This is a genomic window from Ochrobactrum sp. CGA5 (assembly GCF_006345815.1).
Taxonomy (GTDB): domain Bacteria; phylum Pseudomonadota; class Alphaproteobacteria; order Rhizobiales; family Rhizobiaceae; genus Brucella.
In genome coordinates, this window is sequence record NZ_VCIG01000042.1 from 156,949 (window position 1) to 181,121 (window position 24,173).

Below are 24,173 nucleotides of genomic sequence, written 5' to 3' on the forward strand. Positions count from 1 at the left end.
CATAGCTTTCGTTCTCGTTCTGTCCTCCGCACCACCCAGCGATCTAAATATCGAACAAATCGAGGTCGACTTTCGAGAGCAACCAGCCAAACGGAAAATGTTGATTTGTCAGGCATCCATCGCACTCGATGCTCTCAGCGATAAATAGCCTCGGCGCTTCCGACTTCTTGATGCGAAGCTGCGCGTTGCACACCGGACACTGCATGAATTCCCCGAAGTTCGAATTCACGAAGTTGGTAATACGGGATCGATCCTTGGTGAAAAGAGCTTCGTACGTTCCCAGCGAAGTGAATAGCATCCAGTTTTGATACTTCTTACTGGACTCCCGCATGCGCCCATAAAGCTCGATCTGCATGACGTGCAAAAACAAAAGCAGCATGGCCAGCTGCGAGTACGTGCCACCTGAATAGATGTCATCATCCAGTGGATTCTTGAAAATGAAGTTCAGGTTGTAGTCTTCTGTCTGGTTTCGCCGAAACTCGGTGACCAAATGGGTAGCCTTGTCGAAGAGTCCTGCAAATCCCGCTTCGTTCTGGAAGTTGAAGGCTGCATCGTAGACAGCATCGGGATTTGTGAAACTGGAGCCCTTCGTGGCGGTCATCGCTGCTTCAAGGAGGCTCTTGATACCAGCTTCGTCGAGTTCGGTTCTGCGCAGGAGGTTTTTGGCATCCGTTTTCAGTTTGTCGAAGAATGCTCTTTCGTCCGCACACATTTGCGCCGCGATCAGCAGGCTTTCCTTGAGTGGTTTTCTGAGCAGCGAAAACGCGACCGTGAATTTTCTTTTTTCCAAGGAGCGAAGTGCTTCGTAGATAAAGTGAAGCATGTCCGCAAAGAGCGCATTGCAGACGTGGTTCACCACCGCACGACGCTCCAATTCCCCTCTGCCAGTTTTTTCTAGGAAGTCCAGGATATGGACTCCGCTCTCAAGCAGACGCTTATCGTCCTCCGATTCGATCTCGAAATGGATATGTCCCGCTTTCTGGATTTCCATCTGCACTAGCAGGCCAGCCATGAGGTCGTGGAGATGGAAACAAAACTCGTGCTGAGCTTGGGATTTTTTCGGAATGTTCCGCAAACGCTCAGAGTCGATGATTCCTATCGGCTTCATGTCAGTGCGTCCCCCTGCGGTTCGAAAGCGAGCGAACCGAATTCGTCGTCTCCGCATTCATTGGCATTGTCCGTTATGTTTAGCCGCCTCGTCGACGGTTAGCATTCGAAGAACGACTTATCGAACAGCGTCTCCGGACCCATCAATAACCTCGTGCACTATTAGTTAGCAACCGATGCGGCACCAATTCTTAAGTCAATGTAAAGTTTACTATTTCCAATGTCGCAAAGCTCGCAGTCTCTTTCAACCCGCTGCAATCGAAATCACTTCATCGTCTGCTAGAAGATCAGGTCGGGCCGAACTCCCTTGAAATCCAAATATTCGTTTTTAAAATTACACTCGTCCGACACCCCAGTCCCCCTACAAAGGGAAAGTGTTCAACATACAGGGTCTGACTTGGAGCTTTTTCTATTCGAGCGCTCACATAGCCTATCTGCAACTATTAATGAGCTGAAATGGAAAGCCAAACTTCTTCGCCGTGAAGAGGGTATTCCTGGAACCAGGCGCTAACTCGCATTGCCAATCAAGAAGGTTATGCAAGCTCGGGTTTATTGATCCGTGATTATGAAGCCCATAAACCCAAACCAACGGCTTTGCCCAAAACCGGCTATCTCATTGAGACCCTTCCGGTCGATTTAGAGTATCGAGGGCAGGCAATCGATTGACAACTACCACTTTTGAGAACGTGATGCGTCGGATAGAACCTGACAAACCTGAAGGGACGAGATCGCTTTGGGGTGCGGCAGAATATATCGACCGTCACCACCTGAGCGCGGACATGCTGCCGATCGACAGCGAATATGACTACAATCGGGTTGGATGCCGAATGTCTGCTTCTTCGGATTTTCGGCGAGAACCGGACAGTCCGCAGTCGGCCCCTTTCCGGTCAATATGAACGCTAGTTTGACGCGACTACATATGGCAAAATTCCCCTTTTGCCATATGTCATACACTTCACTGTACCTGTGCACTACCGGCACTTTTGCCATGTCTTTTACAGAGGATCTTTCCACAGCCGTTCGTATAGTTAGGTCTAACCTTTAATCCCGGCACAATACCGCGCTCGAAATGCGGCATGGGAGTAACTCCACCGTGGGTTCGAATCCCATCCTCTCCGCCATATGCTTCTTTAAGTTTCTGATTTTAAGTGTTTTCTTGCTGGTCATCTTCTTGGCCCATCATTCAGCCCATACTGTTCAATTGGATCTTCTCGGTGTAATTTTTTCACGTCAGCGTGTTTCGCCATGAGAATATTCTGATACGCATAAAAGCACATCCGGTGAAATAGTCCTTAATAGTGCAACATATTTGGGCCTAACTGGACCACCCAAACAGCGCTCTATTTTCGCCCGCGCTGGCGCTCAACGCAGGTCTTCGCATCCTTTCCCGGTGCGCATTCGTCTTCCTCTTTTTTCACGCGGTCCTGCTTCTGTGGCTCGGAATTTAGCGGAACGTGAACCGCATCTGGGTCAGACGGCGGCTGATTAGGAGACGATGGCGGATTGCCTGGCACCTCCGGTTCTTGCGTGCCTGACTGTGTCGGCATACCTGATTCCTGTGCAACTGCTATATTCGGGGCGATCAGTAGTAGCGCAAATATGACTAAGTTTTTCATTTTCCTACTCCGAGTTTAAATCATGGAACTGCCTTACATCTTCACTCCGCATCTTACGAAAGAAGGGCCTATTGAACCTCAGAAGAGCCTTGTTCGCCGCTGTTCTGAGGAGACACCCCATAATAATAAGGTGTTGCGAAGATAAATCCCAAGATTACAGCAACGGCTAAAATTAAGAACAATATCGACTTACGCATTCATTTCTCCTGTCCAAGACAGACTAAACGAACCGCCACCATTCGGGTTCCGTCCTATCGACAAACATCTGAAGCGCACTATTTGCCGAAAGCGAAAATAGTCAGGGGATCAGGATGTCCAGTTCGGAAGAGACGGAGCCGACGGCAGACGGGCTGAAGGAAAGACTTCCATCGAAGTCAGCCGCCATCCACGAGCTAATCCGACGTGATGGTGAGAAGGAAATCAACCGAGATGCAATGGCGCTTTTCTGGTCAGCCATTGCAGGCGGAATTTCTATGAGCACATCCATGATCGCTCGGGGAATTTTGGAGACTTACCTTCCAGACAGCGATCTTTTCTTCCTTGTGAGCTCCGCAGGATACACGGTCGGGTTCATCATCGTCATCATCGCCAATCAGCAGCTATTCACGGAGAATACGATCACTCCTGTCTTGCCTTTTATGACAGAGCCGACGCTGTCTCATTTCGTGAAAATGATCAGGTTGTGGACCATTGTTCTCTTCGGGAACTTGATTGGCGGTGCAATTGCAGCCTTCGTTATGGTTAGTATGCCGATTTTCTCGGACGAAGTGACCAATACGTTTGTTGACATGGGTAAGCACCTTATAGCCAACGGCAGCAATGAACTATTCAGTAAGGGAATAATGTCAGGCTGGCTTATTGCTACGTTGGTCTGGATGCTTCACAGTACAAAGCAGGGGCACCTAGCATTAATCTTTCTCATCACATACCTCATAGCTATCGGCGATTTAACACACATCGTAGTGGGTTCAATTGAGGTGCTATTTTTACTTATGATTGGAGAAGTCACCCCGTTTGATAGCATCTTTAAATTCGGGCTCCCAACTTTGTTCGGGAACGTCGTTGGAGGAACTTTCATCTTCGGATTAATTTCGCACGCACAGGTGCGTGCCGACGAATAGTCAGGCGGTTCAGTCATTCTGCGCAGCAAGCAGCGCCTTTGTTTTCGGTGAAAGGTGCGCTCAAGCAATCCATAGACATTCTTCAAATTCAGTTCTGGGAATTCCAGGCGGAAGCGAATGGGCAGATAGCCATTCTAGCGCGTTTGATAATCACCACAATTAATTTGCTACGCCGACCTCATTGAGCGTCGGCGATGACAATTCAGGCCCCTCCACATCAAGGCGTCATCAGACCAGGGCTCTTGCTCTACGAAATGCAGCAGAGATTGATGCTTGGCAGAAACCAGCCCCGGCGATGTTACCGCCGCCAGCGGCTCTACGCTTTCGCGCGCCACTGGGATCATCAACCCAGTACAATAATCCTGAAGGGTTCAGCCCTATCAACATACCCGATTACTTCGATCAGCGCCTCCAAAAGCGCCTCGAACACACTTTCTTGTCTATTGTAAGTCTTATCCATGTCGACCATCTACGCACGTGGTACATACCGTAGCTGACGTGACGACGTGACGTCCTCTTGCTGCAAGCGATAGGCACACAACGGATGCCGCGGTCAGTTGTCGCGCACGTAAGCGTTGCCCGCGGGATGTCTCGTAGAGTTTGCGGTAGACTACGGCTTCCGTGCTACGGCTGTTTGGTCTGGACGTGCTTGCCTTCGCACTGTTGATCAAGAGTCAATTGCTCTTTAATTCGTTGCAAGTATCGGGATCAAACCTTGGCCCCCAGTCAAGTGCGCCACCGGGCGGTCAGCACCAAGAAATCTTCGTTTGGAACAGTTATAGTTTCGATGCGTTCCTTAGGAAGGAACAGTAGGGAGGAGGAACGATGAACAATAACGAGATGAAAGCCTGCATTGATGCATGTTTAGCTTGTTATCAGACATGCATCGGAATGGCGTCCACACACTGCCTCGAAGAAGGTGGGGAACATGTCGAACCCACACACTTTCGAACCATGCTTACTTGCGCCGAAATATGCAGGAGCTGTGCCCATATCATGCTCTTGCGGACGCCTTTGCACCAAGCGGTATGTCGAGCCTGTGCTGAAATATGCGAGGCCTGCTCCAAGAGCTGCGAGGCACTCGACGGGATGGACGAATGTGTCGCCGCTTGTGATCTATGTGCCGCGACTTGCCGGGAAATGGCCGCTTAATGGCCAGGCATAATATGCAAAAACTCGAACAATTCCTTACTGTTCGCCGTTTCGGTCCGATAATTTAAAAGGAGAATCTTATGGCATGGCACCCCGAAAGCATGCTTTCCGAACAGATCTACGCACGCGCAGAGAGGACAGCAGCCTATCTTTCCGCCTGTCAGATCATCTCAGCAATTTATCCAGCGCGACTGATGACGCGCTCGCATCAACGAAAGACGCTGTAAATGTTCTCGCCGAAGATGCACGTGAACGTGGCCAACATGTCGTACAATACGCACGAGAAGTCCCAGGCACCGCTCCGCGTGGGTTTCTGTTGGTCTGGTGGCCTTAATGGCCTACATGCTCATGAAGGGCAGACGCAGCCGTTGACGGTACAATCGGCGGGCAGCCTACCGCAATAGGCCTAACCGCCGAAACAGCAGCCGGAGGAGAAACCGCGCTAGGGAAGTTACTCCGGTCGTGAACGAGGCATAGAACGCCCAGTAAAAAGGCCTGCGCACGGCGTTCCAATTAGTATATGCCTTATTCACCCCGGTGGTGACTTGAATGCGCGTTACCGACAATCAGGCTGTTTCTTATTGTTTGTCAAATATGTCCCCATAAAGCCTTCAAGAACAGTCAGGACACGACAAACAAGGGCCTTTTTCTGAAATCTCGGCGGCCCGGCTAGAATGCCCATCTTGCTCGCCAATTCCACCTAACGTCTGCCCAAGGGAGCAGCATCTTCAACCCGGTCTAGCAGCGCGCCCAAGGCCGAACTAATGCCTGCTAGAACAGGTATACCCGCTGGCCAGTTGTCATAAATTAGGCTATTTCGCGTCGTTAGACGTCACGTTCAACAGCCCTTTGATATGCTCGCTGACGTCCTCCGCAGCCGCAAGCAACGCGCTGTCCGGACGATGTATATAGCGAGAAGTAACGCCTCTTCCCTTGTGCCCTAACAGTCCAGCTATTGTGCCATCAGAATACCCACACCCCGAAGCAAAAGACGCATACGTATGCCGGAGAGTATGGCAAGTGACATTATCCAATTCCGCTGTTTGAAATATTCGGGCAGCCTCACGTTTCGTTCCTTGATACGGGCCGTCTCCCCTTGCTCCAGGGAATACCCAGTCTGAACCAGACAGTTTATCGATGTTCGATAAGATTTTCGTTGCTGCGCTACCAATTGCTCTGAGACTTTGCCCCGTCTTCGTGTCCCCGAGACGCAAACATCGCTGAGATAAATCGACTTCAGACCATCTCAAAGAAGCAATTTCGTTTAGTCTGCATCCCGTCAACACAAGTAGATGAACGACTGTCAGAGCATAACGCTGAATTGCTTTTTCATTACAATCGCGTCCGGCAGATAGCACCTTTCCCAGTTGTTTCAGTTCTACTTCTGATAGGAATCTTTGCCGTGGCTGTCCTCGGTATCTGCGAACTCTGTGAACAGGATTGTCGCGGATCAAGCCTTCATCGACTGCCCATGTCATAATCCCTGACAGCAAATCCGCGACGCGAGCAGCAGAACCTGCACCCCCAGTTACAATTGCTCTGCCGCGGGTCCCAGTTTTGATACTCGTAGCTGTTTTTCCCACCGTGATATCGTGGATCAGACGCTTGACAACTTTAGAATCCACCTCGATCACATGCTTCTTTCCGATAAGTGGCTTAATGTGTCGCTCAATGCGACCCACATCAATCTGAAGCGTCGACTCCTTCTTAGGTCGGTGAAAGCGAGTTAAAATGGCACCTGCACGGGCAGCTTTCATATAATCGTCGCAGAGTTCCGCGACAGTCAACGGACCTTCAGCAGATCGTTGTTCGTCTCTCGCGGCCGCCGGGTCGCCACCTGATGCTACCAAGCCTAGAAGGCGTTTTGCCTCGAGACGAGCTGTTTCAACGGTCCATGGTGATCCATACTTTCCAATAGACATCCATCGCGAACGCCCTCGAACGCTATACTTGAGAATAAACACTCGAGCGACGCGCTGCCGCCTCACCCCAAAACCTGCCACGCTACCCCTGCCGTCATCCCACAAAATTGTGTCGGGTGTCAGGCCGTCTACGTCGTTTTTCGTAATTGGCATATCAAATCCTAGCAACAGATTAGCAACTTTCAGCACATGATTTGAACAGAATATTCGGGAAGATCAAGGATGCGCATAAAATTTTTATTCATTAAATACAGTAAGTTAGTGAAATTCCGGGAAGTATCGGGAAATAGCAAGCCGCCGTTGACATCGTAGGGGTCACAGGTTCAATCCCTGTCACGCCCACCATTCGTTCTCATTGAAATTATTGCGATATTCGAGTTAAGATGACAGCAAGCATCTGTTGAGCGATGGTGCGCACTTGCGCTGCGCTGGTTGGCTTCCTCAGCCTGGCACCGACGTTGCACCGGTTGCGATACGACATTACTTCGCCCAGGAATCCGTTCGCCTTTTAGCGCCACAACGTTGTGGCATCTTTCTTCCTGCGCCGTTAAGCCAAGGCAATCTGCCAACTGACAGACTCGGCATTCTTGAATAGATTGAGGCGCTTTCAACGCAAGAAATCACGGACAAGTTTGCGGTTATGTCCAGTATGGCTTATAATTTGCCAGATTTAGCGTGTACCAACCACGCCCTTCTCTCGGTGAAGAACCCAGAGCGCTGAGCGATGCCAGCTGGTTATGCTTTCAGCATGATTGTACGTATGGTTGCAGCCTCCACAGCCTTTTGGGAATAGACCAGCGGACAATGGAAGCCATTATGCCAGCGGGCAAGAAGATCCTTATAATGGGGTGAACTCGGCACGCCGGACTGTCCGGGATTGTTGACAAACAGGCTGTTGTCCCATTCCCCCACATCGATCACCATCCGTACCGATGGTCCAGCCAAAACCGAAAAATCGGCGAGCCGGTAATTGGCGTAATTGAGGGTGGAGCTGCTGCCGCCCAACTCCAAAGTCTCGGGCGACCAAGCCTCATCCGTCAGGGATTGCAAGGGGTGAGAAAGCTTAAGTTGATGAACACGGCCCCACGACCATTCCTCCGGTTTCTCTCCCATCAATGACGTGCATTCTGCCCAGGCATCATCAAGACTTTGCGCAATATCTTTATTGGCTTCGCGGTTAGGCGCCGCCTCTTCCAGCCATTCCACGATACTTGGAGGATCGAACGGCGCAAGCATCGGAATGACGTAGGGCTCTGCACCTTCTCTACGCGCGACAAACGGGCCGAGATGCTTGCTGAACCAGACCTCGAATAGAGCGGCGGGCGCTGAGCTTGCCGCCAGATCGCCATCCCAGTTCCGAAGCAATCGCCACGCTGGTGTCTTGCCGGTCAAGCCCATCGATTTCAAGCAGTTCAGTGCGCGTGCGGCAATTGGCGAAAATGTCGAACATTGCAATTGCACGCAATCCTCAAGAGAAATCAGCGTATCACGCGACAGTTCCCGATGCAGCGTGTCATGCCTGCTGCTATCGAGCCATTCAAAACCAATGGCCGGGCTGGTAGAAGCCCAGTCATTCGGTAGGTTCATCGCATTGGCTGTAGCGATGAAACCACGCGCTGGATTGACCTCAGTCGGCCCTGCTTGCGGTGCAAGATAGCCGTTCCATTCATAGCGTCCATCACCTGGCACAGGTAACAAGCCATCCCAATTCTCACGAAGAGGCGTCGCACCCGAGGGTTTCCATGCAATCTTGTTGGTCCTATCCGCGTAAATATGATTGACGGATGGACAACCCCAGCCATTCAACGCTTCGGCGTATTCCTCATAACTCTTCGCCTTCACAACGGAGAGGCTGGCCATATAAGGCGCCATACCTGCATCCATCCAGACGGTTCGCAAACCAAAAGCCCGATTATTCTTAGCGTCGCGATAAATGACGGGGCCATGACGGGTAAACTCGAGCGTCACCGACTGGTCTGGATAGCCTTTCACTGGAATGGTTTCCGTGATGGTCGCGACTTTTTCCCAACCATCCTGATAGGCATATTGTTCAGGATCATCTTCACGGGTCCGATAGACATAGATGTCTTCCTGATCCGCGCCGAAAATAGTAAGCCCAAAAGCAGCAACCCCGTTATGGCCCATCGATATACCCGGCACCATCGGTTCACCGGCGCCAATCACATCAAGGCCAGGCATCGATAGATGCACCACGTAACGGATAGATGGCAGGACATGTGTCCGATGCGGGTCAAGCGCCAGTATCGGGCGTCCTGTGCTAGTCTTCTCAGCTGAGATCGCCCAATTGTTTGAGCCTTCTTCGAAGGAAGCCCTGACAATCTCACCCGATGGCATAACGGTCGTCCAGAGAGCCGCCTCCTCAAGCGTGGCCGCAAGCCTGCTCCGGGAGAACGTTACCGGACTGACAGCAAGATTGAAATCACGCAAAACACGATCCGTCATGATCGCCGGATCAAACCCATCGGCCGGCTTCGGCACGACACCATGAGACAACTGCTTGCGCAATCCATCAAGCCTTGCGCCAAGTTCGTTTCCTGCTGCGGCCATCACCTTTGATCGTACCAACTCGGAAGATGCATTGCGTGTCAGCGAGTGGGTTCGCACACGAACCACGTCTTCTGCCTTCCATCGGTCTGGACGATGGCCCAGCAATCCAAATTCCGGCGGAAGTGGTATCGAACCCGCATCGCAGGCATCGATATAGGCATTGATCCCATTGGCGAATGCGAAGCAGATTTCTTCCGACTCCGAACCATAGGCTTTCCATTCGGGTGCCATATCACCGCGATAGAGAAATAGCCGCGCCGCCCTATCCTGTTCGAGATAGCCAGCACCGAAATCGCGCGCCAGCAAGCCGAGACCGCGCTTGCGCGCAATATCGATCTGCCAGAGACGATCACGTGCAGCATTCCAGCCTTGTGCAAAGAAGAGATCATGAGAATTGTTCGCCCGAATGTGGGCAACACCCCACTGGTCGACCCTGATCGTGACATCTTCCTTCAGCCCCGGAACCTCATGGGCTATAAGTCGCTTCTCATCGCGCATGGCTGTGCCCGCTTTGTTTAGCTGAGCCGCAGAAACAGGCCCGCATGGAGACGCGCCCTTTCTATCAGGCTGTCTTCGAAGATATGCTCACCCAAGGTGTGAAGACCTTCCCCTCGAACGCCGATAGAATCGAGCGTTGGCACACCAAGTGCGCCTGTAAAATTGCCGTCAGAACCACCGCCTGAACTCTGGGCTGTCATCGTGAACCCAATCTCCTTCGCTATATCATTGGCGAAATTGAAGAGCTTCATATCCTGCGGTTGTCCGTGTTCCCAGACCGGGCGTGTGACGCCACGCGTGACGATGAATTCCACATCGTCTTTTACGCCAGCAAGCGCCATAATGCGAGAAACACCGTCTTCCAGATCCTGCTGGGTCTTCGCCATGCTGAGCGCTTCGGCCTTGCAGCTAGAAGAAACGCAATTGACCCATTGTCCGGCATGAATGACGCCAACCGAGAAAGTGCAGTCATCCGTCGTGAGAGCTTCGATCTCCAGGATCTTTTCCGCCATGCGGCGGATTGCAGAGCGTCCTTCCTTAAGCAGCCAGCCTGCATGGCTCGGACGTCCTACCGTTTCGAGATTATAGCGGGCAATCGCATAACGTCCCACGACGGCACCGCCGTCACGACGCGCCGGCTCGGGAACCAAAACATATTTGTTTTTGAGTGCTTCCTGTTCAATCAGATCGCGTGTGGAAGGCGTTCCCACCTCCTCGTCGGGCGTCAGCAGGAATGTCACCGGCAGCTTTGCCGCCAGTCCCGAACGGACGATCTGGCGCATTGCCTCAAGAGCCACGAAATTGCCGCCCTTCATATCCTGAATGCCCGGACCGTAAATCTTGCCATCCTCGCGGCGATAGGGGTTCACATCGATGACGCCGAGCGGATGGACAGTATCGAGATGGCCGGAAACCAGAATGCCTGGACTCCCCTGATCCGCATGTGGAAAACGGGCGCGCAACGATCCACCAAAGCCCATACGTCCGGGAATGAATTCGACGCTCGCACCGGCAGCGGCAAAATCATAGGCGGCGGCGTCAACCATGCGATTCACGGCCGTTGCATCGAAGGTCGGGCTTTCTGTTTCGATCCATGGGCGCAGGCGGGCTATCATGTCATCGAGATCAAACGGCAATTCACGCGCACTCATGCGGAAAGTTCCTTATTTACTGGCAGACGAGTTTCCACGATCCGGGCATAGATCGATGATCCGATAGGCAATGTCGCGGGATCGAGCGTAAAGGCAGGGTTGTGAAGGGCAGCTTTGCCACCATGCATCACATTGATATAAGCGCCCGGCACACGGGCGAGCATGTCCGCGAAATCCTCGCTGCCCATGAAGGCAGGGCAGTCATCGGTCACGTTTTCTTCGCCCAGCACATCGCGCGCTGCCGCGATATAGGCGTCGGTCAATTCATGATCGTTGCGCAGAACATCAAACACATTGCGGATATCGACATCGACAGTGACGCCGTAACCTGTTGCCACGCCGGCACAGATTTCTCGCAGGCGGCTTTCGGCGAGATCGCAGACCCGCTGTTCGAAGTAACGGATTGTGCCGGTGATCGTGGCGACTTCCGGCACGATGTTATAGGCGCTGCCAGTATGGAATTGCGTACAGGAAACGACACAGGCTTCCGTAGCTGGAATGTTGCGGGACACGATGGTCTGCAACTGGCCGACAAGATCGGCGCCGATCACCAGTACGTCACGCGCATTATGCGGCTGGGCCGCATGGCTGCCTTTGCCAGTCAGCTTGATGTCGAAGAAGCTGGCCCCAGCCATAGCTGCGCCTTTTCGGATCGCAGCTTTGCCGAGTGTACCCAGAGGCTGATTGTGCATTCCGTAGATTTCGTCACAGGGAAATCGCTCGAAAAGCCCTTCCGAAATCATGCGGCGCGCTCCGCCGAGACCTTCTTCTGCGGGCTGGAATACGAATACCGCGCTGCCTTCGAAGTCGCGCGTTGCCGCCAGATATTGTGCCGCGCCGAGCAGCATCGTCGTGTGTCCATCGTGACCGCAGGCGTGCATGCGTCCGGGATTTTGTGAGCTGTAGGGAACGCCGGAAGTTTCATCGATAGGCAGCGCATCCATATCGGCACGCAGGCCGATGCGGCGATTGCCACCGTTGCGCCCCGTCAGTATCCCGACGACACCGGTTCCGGCGATACCGGTATGGACTTCATCGAAGCCCCATTTTTCCAGAAGACCAGCCACAACGCCTGAAGCGTGTTTCTCCTCGAAACCAATTTCGGGATGGCGATGAAGATCCTCGAAAACCGCGCGCATTTCGCCGGCTTTCTCGTGAATAAACGGTATGATGGGCATGATTTCATTCCTGTTTGAAACTTTAAAGAAGATCGGGGCTGCCATCGGCAGCCCTTCGATCAGGCTGCGGGACGTCCCGCAGCGAAATCCCAGAAACGGCCCGGGGCGGCTTCGATCAACGAGCGTGTATAGTCATGGGAAGGTTTACCCAGCACGTCAGCGGCGTTGCCCTGTTCCACAACCTGTCCGCGTTTCATCACCAGCACCTCATCGCAAATCTGTGCTGCAACACGCAGGTCATGCGTGATGAAAATAATTGCGATGCCGGTATCCCTCTGCAATTCCGCCAGAAGATCAAGAACTTGCGCCTGCACCGACACATCGAGCGCAGACACGGCTTCATCGGCAACCAGAATATCTGGACGAAGAGCGACAGCACGCGCAATCGCGATGCGCTGACGCTGCCCGCCCGAGAACTGGTGCGGATATCGCTTAAGGGCATCTTCCGGCAATGACACGATCTTGAGCAGACGCTTGGCTTCGGTAACTGCGTTCTCATAGGAGACACCATAGTTCAGCGGCCCTTCAGTCAGGCTCTGTTCGATGGTCCAGCGAGGGTTGAGCGAGCGGAATGGATCCTGAAACACAACCTGAAGCTTTTTGCGAAACGGCTTCATCTCCCGTTTTCCGAGATGGGCAATATCGCGCCCACCCACGATAATTTCGCCTTCCGTCGGCTCTATCAGGCGCATGATTGAACGCGCCACGGTGGTCTTACCTGAACCGGATTCGCCGACAATGCCGAGTGTTCGCCCTGGCTGGAGATCGAAGCTGACCTCACGCGACGCCTTGACGCCAGGCTTTCTGCTGAAAAGACCGCCGCTTCGATAAGTCATACCGAGATCACGCACCCGAATGACAGCATCGAGCGCTTGTCGCTCGCGCGAAGAGCGCGGAATGAGGCTTGGTACGGAACCAAGCAGATCCTTCGTGTACTGCTGCTTTGGTTCAGACAGAACCTGACGAATGGTGCCACGCTCCACGATTTCGCCACTGCGCATCACGCAGACCCGGTCCGCGATCTCAGCAACCACGCCCATATCATGCGTAATGAACAGAACGGCTGTTCCGTGCTTTTCCTGTAGTTCCGCGATCAGTGACAGAATCTGCTTCTGCGTCGTTACGTCGAGCGCCGTGGTCGGCTCATCTGCAATCAGAACCGCAGGCTCCAGAATGAGCGCCATGGCGATCATGATACGCTGGCGCTGGCCACCCGACAACTGATGCGGATAGCTTTGATAGATGCGCTCCACGTCCGGCAGATGAACCTGCTCCATGATATTGATTACTTTGGCACGCTTGGCGGCTGCCGAAAGTCCGGTATGTATATCCAGAACTTCCGTGATCTGCTCTCCAACCCGCATCACAGGATTGAGCGCAGTCATCGGCTCCTGAAAGATCATCGAGATGCGCGTGGCACGCATCTTCTTCATATCAGCTGGTGAAAATTGCACCAGGTCCTGCCCGTCGAGGCGGATTGCACCGCCCGTCACCCGCAATGCATTTTGCGGCAAAAGACCCATGGCAGTGAGGGAAGTGACGGATTTTCCAGATCCCGATTCCCCAACGAGACAGACTGTTTCGCCTTTCCGAATATCGAAGCTCACGCCACGAAGTACGGGGGTGCCAGCGGGAAGCGCCACGGCGAGATCATCCACTTCCAAGACGACAGGCTCTGCCGAAAAGTCACGATTTCTCAGTTCCATGTCAGCCCTCCCGCTTTTTCAGGCGCGGATCGAGCGTATCGCGTGCCGCATCGCCCAGAAGGTTGATAGAGAGGACGCAGAGCGTCAGCAAAAGTCCCGGCCAAAGCACGATCGACGGTTTGATGCGGAAGAATTGACGCCCTTCCGCCATGATGTTCCCCCAAGTCGGTATCTCGGTGCTGATGCCAGCCCCGAGGAAGGAAAGGATCGCTTCAGTGAGGATCGCCGATGCAACGATGTATGTGCCCTGCACAATCAGCGGTGCCATCGTGTTCGGCAAAAGATGGCGGAACAGGATTTTTGGCGTGCTGGACCCGAGCGCTAAGGCGGCCTCGACATAAGGTTCCTCTCTGGCACTTAGAATGACCGAACGGACCAGCCTTACCACACGAGGGATTTCTGGGATGGTAATTGCAACAATCACCGAGCCGATCGACGGTCCATTGAGCGCGACCAGTGCAATGGCGATCAGGATCGAAGGCATCGCCATCAATGCGTCCATCATGCGCATGATTATCGCATCAGCAGTTCGGAAGAATCCTGCTATAAGACCGATGAGTACGCCGGCCGCGATAGAAGAAGCCGCGGCAAGAAGCCCTATCAGAAGCGAAATACGCCCTCCGAGGATCATGCGCGAGAAAAGGTCCCGACCGTAATTGTCCGTGCCAAGCAGATATTGGTCTGATGGCGGCTTGAGACGCATCATCGGGTTCATGGCCAACGGATCATGGGGAGCGATCCACGGAGAGATAAGAGTTAGAAGAATGATTGCGGCGAGAAGCACGGCAGCAATCAGCGGTCCGATGCCAACGCGGGCGACGCGCGGCAACGAGAACAGGCGAAGCATCGAGTGCATGCCGGCCGATGTCGATTCTGTGCGCATCAATAACGAATCCTCGGGTCGAACAATGTATATGAAAGATCGATCAACAGATTGACGAACACATAGAGTCCGCTCGTCAGCAGGATCATGGCTTGGATTACCGGATAATCGCGGGCAAGCACTGCGTCGACCGTCAGGCGGCCGATGCCGGGTATGTTGAAGATGCTTTCTGTGACCACGACGCCAGAGATCAGGAGCGCGAAGCCCGTCCCGACAATGGTGACGACCGGCACAGCCGCATTCTTTAAAGCATGGACAAATAGAAGACGGCGATCGCTGACGCCTTTGGCTCGCGCGGTGCGGATGTAATCTTCGCCCAGAACGTCCAGCATCGCCGCACGGGTCATGCGTGCAATAAGTGCGATATAGATGGAAGCCAGCGTCAGCGCAGGCAAGATTGCCCGCTCCAAGAAGGCGCCGAGACCCGCGGAGATCGGTTTGAACCCCTGTACCGGCAACCAGCCCAGATTGACCGAAAAGAGCAGCAACAGCACATAACCGACCAGAAAAACGGGAACGGAGAAGCCCAGAACGGAAAAGCTCATCACCAGATAGTCGATCCAAGAGCGGTGCCGCCAAGCAGCAATTACACCCATCGGTATGGCTACAAGGACCGCGATAATGATGGTCAGGACAGCGATCGAAATCGTCGGGCCGATGCGCTGCGAAACCATATCCATGACGGGCACGCCCGAAATCAGCGAAACACCAAGGTCGCCCTGGAATATCTTCCCCATCCAGGTGAGATATTGCGTCAGGATCGGTTCATTGAGGCCCATTGCCTCACGAATACGCTCCAGTTGTTCCGTCGTCGCTGCGTCGCCCGCGAGAATTGCAGCCGGATCGCCCGGCGTCAGTCTCAGGAGGAGGAAGACGAAAATCGATACCAGCAACAGCACCGGCACCAGCGCAAAAATGCGTTTTACGAGATAGACAGCCATATGCACGCCCCGCGTGATGCGGAACCGACAAGAAAAGCCGGCTCCGCGGTGGACTGGGAGTTATCACGCCCGAAACGGATGAGAACGATAACGGCGGGCAAAGTTACTCTTCGGTCTTCTTCACATTCCAGAAGACCGGCACTGGCGAACCAAGCATGTCAACGATATTGGTGCGACGCCCCTGCGGGGGGTTGTATTCGCCAAGCGGGATGTAAAGTACATTCTCCAGGGTGTGTGCCTGAATCTTCTCGATCACGGCTTTCTGGTCTTCAGGTGTCTGGGCCGAAATGTACTCCTTCTTCAACGCTTCGATCTTGTCATCCTGCGGCCAGCCGAACCAGCCCTGATCGCCGCGACCATTCAACATGACTGAATTCAGTGGCGTCCAGACTTCCGGTATCTGCCAGTTGGTGAAGAAGATGTTCCATCCACCCTTCGACGGTTCGTCCTTGGACGCACGGCGGCCGACCAGCGTTTGCCAATCCATCGGCTGCATGTCGACGTTGAACCCGGCTGCTCGCAACTGTTGTGCGGCCACGACAGGCTGTGGAGACAGGCTGCTCACATCCGTCGGCTGCATCAGCACAACCGGCTTGCCGTCATAGCCCGCCTTCTGTAACAGCGCCTTTGCCTCTTCGATATTGCCCTGGCCTGTAATGCTCTCTGAACCGACATTGGTCGCATTGGGCGTTCCGCAACCAAAGATCGCGCCACAAACCTTGTAATAGTTCGGGTCAGCCATGAGAGCGGCAAGCACCGGTTCCTGTGACATGGCTAGGAAAGCCGCACGACGTATATCGGGGTTGTCGAAAGGCGGATGCTTGAAGTTGAGACGACCCATCGTCTGGTATCCCAGAGGATCTCGTTGCTCCAGAACAACACCGTCGTCACCTTCCAGCAATGGAACAAGATCCACCGGAATCTGCTCGATGTAGTCAATCTCGCCGCTAGTCAGGGCATTCACCGCTGTCTGAGCATCGGTCATCGTGACCCAGCGCACCTTATCGACATTGACGACCTTGCCGCCAGCCATCCAGTTTGCTGGTTCCTGGCGCGGAACATAATCCTCATTCTTGACATAGCTCACGCCGACACCGGGTTGGAACTCGCCCGGCACGAATTTGAACGGCCCGGAACCGATATGTTCGGTGATTGCCGTGTCGGCCGGCGTCGCCGCGATACGCGCAGGCATGATGAAAGGAGGCAGAGCGGCCTGCTTGGCGAGCGTATCGAGGAAGGGCGAAAACGGCTCCTTCAGGGTCCAGACAAGGGTTTTATCGTCGGTCGCCTTGAGCGAATCCGTGATGTCCATGATAAGCTGGCCGCCAGCATCGCGTTTAGCCCAGCGTTCGAGTGAAGCCACGGCATCAGCGGCAGTCACAGGTGCTCCATCGTGGAATTTCAGGCCGTTACGCAGCGTGAAAGTATAGACCTTCTTGTCGTCTGACACGGTCCAGTCGGCCATCTGCGGCTGCGGCTTGAAGTTCTCATCCACGGCGATCAGCACGTCATAGATCATATAGGCATGATCGCGCGTGATATGCGCCGTTGTGATAATCGGATCAAGGATACGCAAATCCGAATGCATCACTGCAGTGAGCGTGGTTTCCGCCCACGCGTTTCCAGCGCCTAGAGCAATCAAGGAAGCGGCAAGACCATACTTCAGCCTGCGAAGAACAGGACCAGGTTCAGGAGATTTGACAAACAGCATCTGCGTGGTTCCTCTGAAGGTTGTTTTGTTTTTATTTGAATTCCGGTCCAAGCGGCTCCAGCCGTATGCCCGAACGCAATTTTTTCCATGACAGTTTGGTTGGGCTGAGCGGCATCGCACCCGGTGCGGTGCAGACCAGAAGTTGTTCGGCTATGGGTGCAAAGTCTGCACGAAAATGTACCGAGCTCTTGTTGACGAGAATGGCTTCCTTCTCTGGCTCGATACCCACCATGCGATAAAGCGCACGATCGGCCATCTGGGCGAGATTGGTGGTGACGACGATCCGTGTGCCGCCCAGACGCAGACAGGCTGACGGTCCCATGTTCAGCCAGGTTCCACCATAGTAGGGTCCTGTCGCATGAGCCTTGCCGTCGGAAAGCTTTTCAACGGTGAACCATGCCTTAAATGGCGCGTCGCCCTCTATCCCGGACTTGCCGCCGAGCGCGATTTGCACTGTCGCTCCCTCGCCTGCTTGATGAGCAATCCTTGCAGCTTCTGGATCGTGAATGCAGCCGATGGAAGCCCGCTCTGCGCGGCAGGCAACGAGTGCGCGAAGCATCCCGGTTGTATCGGAACTACCACCTGCTCCCGGATTATCCTGGGTATCCGCGATGATGATCGGTCGGCGCGCGTACCGCGCCAGTTCAATAGCCTTCGTCACCCCCTCTTCCGGCTGGTAAGCCGTGCCGGCAAAGGAAGGTTCAGCAGCGGCCAGCGCGGCAATGAGCTCATCTGCACAAGCCTCAACGGCCTCTCGATTCCAGCCATAAGCGAAAGCCGATGAACCGCATTCGGCAAAGTCTGCCGCCGGAAAGCCCATGAACAAGGATGCCGTCAGCACATTCTCAGGCAGCTCCGCCGTCATGGCATAAAGGCCTTTGGCCGGCTCCTCATCCGTACATTGCCAGGCAATCGGGATCAGGTAATTCCCTTGTCGCATTGCCTTGTGCCAGCCTTCCGGCTTGTCCATCAGAGCTTGTAATGCCCGTGCCGCCCGATAGCCGGTTTCGGCCATATCGACGTGAGGATAGGTGCGGAACCCCACCATCACGTCGGTGTTTTCGAACATTTTTTGCGTGATGTTTCCGTGGAGATCGAGGGCGACAGATATCGGCTCGTTCGGACGAACCGCCCGGACACGCTCAAGAAGCTCTCCTTCACCGTCGTCGACATGTTCGGCGACCATAGCGCCATGCAGGTCAATGAAAATCCCGTCGAGCGCGCCGCAACCCTTAAGCCCTTCGACGATTTCTGAAGCGATGGCTTCATAGGCATCCCGCTTGACCGGGGCGGATGGTATGGCACCGGCCCACAAGATAGGCACGACCTCCCAACCAGCCTCGCGAGCGAAATCCAGCGCACCGGCGATGCCGAGATTTACATTCCGCGCATTTTGCAAGACCGCTTCGCCGCGAGAAAGCGGAATATATCCACCCCCCTGAATAAACGCTGCCATATCGGCTGACGCCGAGGCAAAAGTGTTCGTTTCATGCAAGAAGCCAGCCACAGCCACGCGCTTGAGCACGAGCATACTCCCATTTACCGATTTATCCCCAGGACGAAACTGTGTATCTGTCAGCGATACATCTATATTGTTTTTTATGATAGGAATCAATTTTGCTGCTTGTCAATCCGTGAATCACGATTAAAGCTTGTTCCCATGAACCAATTTCGTGACCTGACTGGACTGTCCACTTTCGATCCTGACGAAGCGGACGAATTTAAAGATGACCCGTTGTTTCTACGTTCGGTTGCGCGCACGGTCGCTGTACTGTCAGCCTTCCAGAGCGCTCGACATCCGCTATCCCTGACACAGATCGCGACCGCGTCTGGGCTTGATCGCAGTGCGACGCAGCGTATCGTTAACTCGCTTATGAAACTCGGCATGGTTGCGCGTGACCCGGAAGATCGCGGCTATCTACCAGGCTTGCGAATTCTCGATATGACGCATGATTTTTTGCGGCTGAACCCAATGCTGCAGCGGGCCAATCCAGTTATGCTGGAACTGCGCCGACGGGTGCGCGAGCGCGTAGATCTATCGCTTTTCGATGATATACGCGTGGTCTATGCTTTGCGTATGCCGTCAAAACATGAAGTTTTCAGCGCCACTATCGTCGGCAATGCGGTTCCGACCTATTGCACGGCCGGCGGCATTGCCGTCTTATCGCGTCTGCCGGATGACCGGATTGCCGATATCGTAAATCGTTCCGACCTTACCCCGTTCACGCCCTATACGATTACCGATCTTGCCGGAGTAATGGAACAAGTCAATGCTACGCGCAGACGGGGACACTCCGTTCTCTGCCGTCAGCTTCTGCCCCACGAGATAGCAATCGGCGCGTCGATCACAGATGCAAACGGTATACCCATCGGGGCGATCCATGTCGCCGGAAATTTGCAGGAATGGTCGGCAGAACGATTCAGCGACAGCTTCGGCCCACTCATCGAAAATGCTGCACGCACAGTTTCCGAGCGTCCCAGGCCTTTCGACGCCAGAAACGGGCCCGTTGTTTAATCTGGCTGGCTGATGTGCTGGAGGCAGCGCGGCTCAGGCCCACCCTGCTGACATCACTCGCCTTCATAGCCAAGGTGTAGAAGGAACCGCACACTGCTACAGAAACCGCAACAACGGGCTAAGCAGTCCAGCTATCTGTGATGCAAGGACAGCACGCGCGTCATCGGGTGGCGAAATGATACAGGGTCCAGACCCAGTGTTAGAGCGATTCCGGTTAGAACGGAGTTGTTGGAACTGCTCTATCCATCTATTCTACAATCATCTTTTCCGAAAGCCGCTTTGCACTTTGGGGATGCGCTATAGAATATCGAACTGCGTCTGCGTAGATGTACCCAATGCAGCCCAAAGCGCCGGCAACAAGCTCGCAGACTGTTAAGGTAGGAGATAAAAAAGAACTATATGCCTGACCTTCTTCTCCTCAAAGCTTGCAATGACGCGCCATCATTTCGGCGACATCATCCCGCCCCTCTTCGCGCAGCTTTTTGATCGCAGCGCTCATATCTGCCGATCGCTCGTCCTGCCCAAGCTTGAATTTGATTTCCATCTTTTCAATCGGCATTTCGTATCCAACGATGTTGGGCAGACGCCGCTCAAGACCGCCGGGGCCAAGTTCCTTCATCTGCCAAGGCTTGTCCCTGCCCTTTTCCATGTGCCTGACCAGATCATGGAGATGCTTGGCGCTCGCTGCTTGCGACAATATTTTTGGTATTCCATGAATGTGGACAACCATGAAACTCCATGTCGGCGCACTGTCTCTTTCCGGGTAACCAGGATACCAGGACGAAGACACGTAATGACCGATATCCATCAAAATCGCGATTGATGGCAAGCCGCGTTTCAGAAACGCAGCGTGATCGTTGGATGCCGCAACATGCGAGACCAGCGTGCCGCTTTCTCCCCTCGTCCGATCAATCATGAAAACCGGATGGGAAATTGCAACTCCATCCTCATGGCTGGTGATCAAAGTGCCGAGCACCGTTCTGTCAACAAGATCGAAAACTTCGCTGACATCGGACGGCTGGAAATAGGGCTTTGTATAAAGCATCGCTTGTCTCTTGATTTCAGGCGTGAATTGCAGGCAACCGATCAGACCATGGACACATGGCTTCCAACTGCCCTGCAAGTTCAAACAACAGATTTTCTGCCCCATAAGGAGCAATGAACTGGCTGCCAACAGGGAAGCCATCAGATGTCTCGTGCAGCGGAACGCTCATCGCAGGCAGTCCTGCGGCATTGACCGGATGGGTAAAAGTCGTGAGTTGCAGAAACTGCCGGACAAAATCTTCCCAGTCAGGTGAACGCACGTCGAGCATTCCAAGCGGAAATGATGCAACCGGCATCACGGGACTTAAAACCACATCGCATTGTTCAAACAAGCGACCGAAACTGCGAGCCGTACTGTTTGCGATCAGGCGCGCCCGAATAACATCTGTTGCGGACAAACCGTCACCATAAGCAGCCAACCCCAGATTGGACGGCTCGAAATAGAGATCATTGGCAGGCTTGCCAGTTGTCGCAGCAACATCGGAAACTTCAATTGCAGTGTAAACAGCTATCAGTTTTTGCACGGCATCTGCCAATTGCTCGCCGTCAAAATCTGGCTGCACGAGAACGACTGTATGGCCGAGCCGTTCACACAACGCGATTGTCGCTTCGAGTGCGGCAACCACCTGATCATCAAGATGCTCACTAAAAACGGGCTCCTGCCAAACACCGATGCGCAGCTTACGCGGGATGGTTTTGGCACTGTTGACAAAAAGATCCGTTTTAGCTGGCGCGGCATAAAGCGAACCCGGCTCAAGTGCATCTGTCAGATCGAGCATCATCGCGGAATCGCGAACCGAACGCGTCAGCACGTGATGGCTAACCATGCCACCCCAGTTCTCCGTCGAGACTGGACCGCAGGGTACACGCCCGCGCGATGGACGCAGCCCGAAAAGTCCGCCGCAGGATGCAGGAATCCGGATCGATCCCGCTCCATCATTGCCATAAGCCATGGGAACCATACGCGCTGCAACCGCTGCTGCCGCACCACCGGATGAACCACCAATACTGCGCTTCACGTCCCAAGGATTGAGGGCCGGACCATGCAAAGAGGATTCCGTTGCAATATTGCAGGAAAACTCGGGCAGGTTGGTTTTTCCTACAACGACCAGACCAGCGGCCTTATAGCGTTTGACCAGCTCATGATCGCGTTGCGAGATATTACCTTCAGCCGCCCGACAACCAAAAGACATTGCGGCACCATCATAAGACGGACAATCATCCTTCAACAAAACCGGGACACCACTAAGCGCCCCCTCCGGCAATGTTTTAAGCTGCTCTTCTGCCTGATTACGCATCTCAAGGATGACAGCATTGAGCTCAGGGTTACACCGATCAATCGCTGCAAATGCTTCCTGAACAGCCTCGCGTGGCGAGAGAATTTTAGCTCGAATAGCCTCTCCCAGACCAATCGCGTCGGTCCGGGTATAATCAAAGGATGTGGACGTCATGGAAATATCCAGATGCTAAACTGTCGAAAAGGAGCGTTTTACTGTGCCTTGCTAATCATCCAGAAACGATCTGTATCGCCAGCCCACCCCTTGTAATCATTCACTTTTGGACCTGTCGCCGTAATGGATGGCAAATTTACCAAACCAAGGATCGGCACTTGCTCGGCCATCAGCTTGTTGAGTTCGTTGAAGAGCTTTTTGCGCTCCTCGACATCACTTGTCGCTGACACCTGCTTGAGAAGCTCTTCCGCCTTTGCATCATCCCATTGGCGCGCGGCATCGACTTTCTTGTCACCAATCATTGACTGGAACGACAGTAACGGATCGAGACGGGCAGAGTAGGCAAAGACCGCTAGTTCATATGCACCACGGCGATACTGGTCGAGCTGGGTTGCCCAATCGCGCACTTCAAGCTGCGCATTGATGCCTGATGCTGCAAGGAAAGCCTGAATGATAGTCGCAACCTGTACGCGGTTCTGGCGGTTGGCAACCAGAAGACTGATCGGCTCGCCCTTGTATCCTGTCTTACTCAGCAGCTCTTGCGCCTTGGCTGGATCATAAGCGGGCCAGGCGGCCGCCTGATTGTCTGAATAAACCGTGTTTGGTGCAATGACCGACGGGTTCGGCGTATACATACCCTCGCCAATTGCCACAGCCAACTGATTGAGATCGATAGCATGAGCAATCGCCTGTCGCATCTGCGGATCTTTCAGCTTGTCCGAAGCCGACTGAATTTGCAGCACCATCCATGCAGGCGTCTGCTGCACATTGACCTTCATGCCCTTCGCTTCCAGATCCTTGACCCCGGTCGGTTCAACTTCATCGATGAAATCGATCTCGCCCGATAAAAGACCATTGGTGCGCGTGCTTGAATCAGGAACCGTCATAAACTGGATCGTTTTCACATGACCCTTTTTGTTACCGGCCAAACCATCAACAATTCCTGATAGCGCCACGTAATCGTCAAAACGAGTGAGGTCCAGAAAGCGACCGCGTTCCCACTTGGAAAAAGCATAGGGACCAGTGCCAATCGGCTTTACGAACTTACCATCAGCGTCAACAGATTCAGGGCTTAATATCCATGGTGTGCATTGAATAGTCGCCATGGTGATAACGAAATTTGGCGCTGGCGCTGCAAAACTGAAACGTACGGTGCTGTCGTCAACAGCCTCGACCGACGTCAATTCTGAGTCCACTTTACCATTATAACGATTAACGCACTGGAAGCCGGTTTCCGGCTTGAGATACCGTTCGAAGTTCCACACAACATCTTTGGCGCTCAGCTCTTTACCGTTCTGGAATTTGACGCCTTGGCGGAGCTTAAAATCATAAACGGTAGAATCAGCGTTTGAAGTCCAGCTTTCCGCCAACATTGGCTTAATCGCCAGATCGTCGCCATAAGCGACCAGACCTTCAGCGATGTGTGCTACAACCATATCGGCATTGGCATCACGATTGACGCCGGGATTGATGCTGGCAACATCGGAGTGAATTGCGACACGCAAGGTTTCATCATCCGCAGCCTGTGCCTGGAAGCATGTGGTGCTGAAACCAAGAAGCGCGATGCCAAATGCAGAGCGTAGTGAAATTGGTTTGAACATTCTACTTT

At 53.6% G+C, this 24,173-nt stretch carries 18 protein-coding genes; 3 read left to right on the plus strand and 15 right to left on the minus strand.

The genetic code is table 11. The features are described 5' to 3' along the window. Positions 1-43: 43 nt before the first annotated feature. The 3 genes from FJQ48_RS19105 to FJQ48_RS22875 form a co-directional block, all read right to left on the minus strand. A complete protein-coding gene (locus tag FJQ48_RS19105) occupies positions 44-1,108 on the minus strand; it encodes a hypothetical protein (RefSeq protein ID WP_139976509.1) in 1,065 nt (354 codons plus the stop codon). 1,339 nt (positions 1,109-2,447) lie between these two features. Continuing rightward, entirely contained in the window at positions 2,448-2,723 is a 276-nt protein-coding gene (locus tag FJQ48_RS19110; RefSeq protein WP_012093621.1) for a hypothetical protein, read from the minus strand. A 68-nt stretch (positions 2,724-2,791) separates the two neighbouring features. After that, positions 2,792-2,920: a hypothetical protein gene (locus FJQ48_RS22875; RefSeq protein ID WP_255412161.1), complete on the minus strand. Its 129-nt coding sequence runs from the start codon at positions 2,918-2,920 to the stop codon at positions 2,792-2,794. A gap of 114 nt (positions 2,921-3,034) precedes the next feature. Between FJQ48_RS22875 and FJQ48_RS19115 the strand changes: the two genes are divergently transcribed. Further along, on the plus strand, positions 3,035-3,844 hold the full coding sequence (locus FJQ48_RS19115) for a formate/nitrite transporter family protein (RefSeq protein ID WP_139976510.1): 810 nt from the start codon (positions 3,035-3,037) through the stop codon (positions 3,842-3,844). Between the two features lie 825 nt (positions 3,845-4,669). Further along, a complete protein-coding gene (locus tag FJQ48_RS22790; protein ID WP_012093623.1) occupies positions 4,670-4,996 on the plus strand; it encodes a four-helix bundle copper-binding protein in 327 nt (108 codons plus the stop codon). A gap of 812 nt (positions 4,997-5,808) precedes the next feature. Here the strand turns inward: FJQ48_RS22790 and FJQ48_RS19135 are convergent. The 9 genes from FJQ48_RS19135 to FJQ48_RS19175 form a co-directional block, all read right to left on the minus strand. Further along, positions 5,809-7,071 carry a site-specific integrase gene (locus FJQ48_RS19135; protein WP_139976511.1) on the minus strand — a complete coding sequence of 421 codons (1,263 nt, stop codon included), beginning with the start codon at positions 7,069-7,071 and terminating at the stop codon, positions 5,809-5,811. Between the two features lie 582 nt (positions 7,072-7,653). After that, a complete protein-coding gene (locus tag FJQ48_RS19140; RefSeq protein WP_139976512.1) occupies positions 7,654-9,984 on the minus strand; it encodes a penicillin acylase family protein in 2,331 nt (776 codons plus the stop codon). Between the two features lie 17 nt (positions 9,985-10,001). Then, positions 10,002-11,135 (minus strand): M20/M25/M40 family metallo-hydrolase, encoded by a 1,134-nt coding sequence (locus FJQ48_RS19145; protein WP_139976513.1) that lies wholly within the window; start codon positions 11,133-11,135, stop codon positions 10,002-10,004. Further along, positions 11,132-12,313, minus strand: coding sequence for a M20 aminoacylase family protein (locus FJQ48_RS19150; RefSeq protein ID WP_139976514.1), 1,182 nt, complete (start codon positions 12,311-12,313; stop codon positions 11,132-11,134). The genes FJQ48_RS19145 and FJQ48_RS19150 overlap by 4 nt, the downstream gene beginning before the upstream one ends. Before the next feature lie 59 nt (positions 12,314-12,372). After that, positions 12,373-14,019, minus strand: a complete 1,647-nt coding sequence (locus tag FJQ48_RS19155; RefSeq protein WP_139976515.1) for an ABC transporter ATP-binding protein — start codon at positions 14,017-14,019, stop codon at positions 12,373-12,375. Position 14,020: 1 nt separating this feature from the next. Continuing rightward, on the minus strand, positions 14,021-14,866 hold the full coding sequence (locus FJQ48_RS19160; RefSeq protein ID WP_247870427.1) for an ABC transporter permease: 846 nt from the start codon (positions 14,864-14,866) through the stop codon (positions 14,021-14,023). Positions 14,867-14,901: 35 nt separating this feature from the next. Then, entirely contained in the window at positions 14,902-15,843 is a 942-nt protein-coding gene (locus FJQ48_RS19165; RefSeq protein ID WP_139976517.1) for an ABC transporter permease, read from the minus strand. Between the two features lie 103 nt (positions 15,844-15,946). After that, a complete protein-coding gene (locus FJQ48_RS19170) occupies positions 15,947-17,554 on the minus strand; it encodes an ABC transporter substrate-binding protein (RefSeq protein ID WP_139976518.1) in 1,608 nt (535 codons plus the stop codon). Positions 17,555-17,585: 31 nt separating this feature from the next. Next, the gene (locus FJQ48_RS19175) at positions 17,586-19,085 is read right to left on the minus strand and encodes a M81 family metallopeptidase (protein WP_139976519.1); all 1,500 of its coding nucleotides are present in this window, start codon (positions 19,083-19,085) and stop codon (positions 17,586-17,588) included. A 129-nt stretch (positions 19,086-19,214) separates the two neighbouring features. Here FJQ48_RS19175 and FJQ48_RS19180 point away from each other — a divergent pair, with 129 nt between their 5' ends. Then, positions 19,215-20,069 (plus strand): IclR family transcriptional regulator, encoded by an 855-nt coding sequence (locus FJQ48_RS19180; protein ID WP_139976520.1) that lies wholly within the window; start codon positions 19,215-19,217, stop codon positions 20,067-20,069. Between the two features lie 418 nt (positions 20,070-20,487). On the opposite strand, the gene FJQ48_RS19185 is transcribed toward FJQ48_RS19180, so the two are convergent. Genes FJQ48_RS19185 through FJQ48_RS19195 form a run of 3 tightly spaced genes read right to left on the minus strand, consistent with a single transcriptional unit; the run spans position 20,488 to position 24,165 of the window. Continuing rightward, on the minus strand, positions 20,488-21,114 hold the full coding sequence (locus FJQ48_RS19185; protein ID WP_139976521.1) for an FMN-binding negative transcriptional regulator: 627 nt from the start codon (positions 21,112-21,114) through the stop codon (positions 20,488-20,490). A 16-nt stretch (positions 21,115-21,130) separates the two neighbouring features. After that, positions 21,131-22,564, minus strand: a complete 1,434-nt coding sequence (locus FJQ48_RS19190; RefSeq protein WP_139976522.1) for an amidase — start codon at positions 22,562-22,564, stop codon at positions 21,131-21,133. A gap of 38 nt (positions 22,565-22,602) precedes the next feature. Beyond that, the gene (locus FJQ48_RS19195) at positions 22,603-24,165 is read right to left on the minus strand and encodes an ABC transporter substrate-binding protein (protein WP_139976523.1); all 1,563 of its coding nucleotides are present in this window, start codon (positions 24,163-24,165) and stop codon (positions 22,603-22,605) included. Positions 24,166-24,173: the final 8 nt, after the last annotated feature.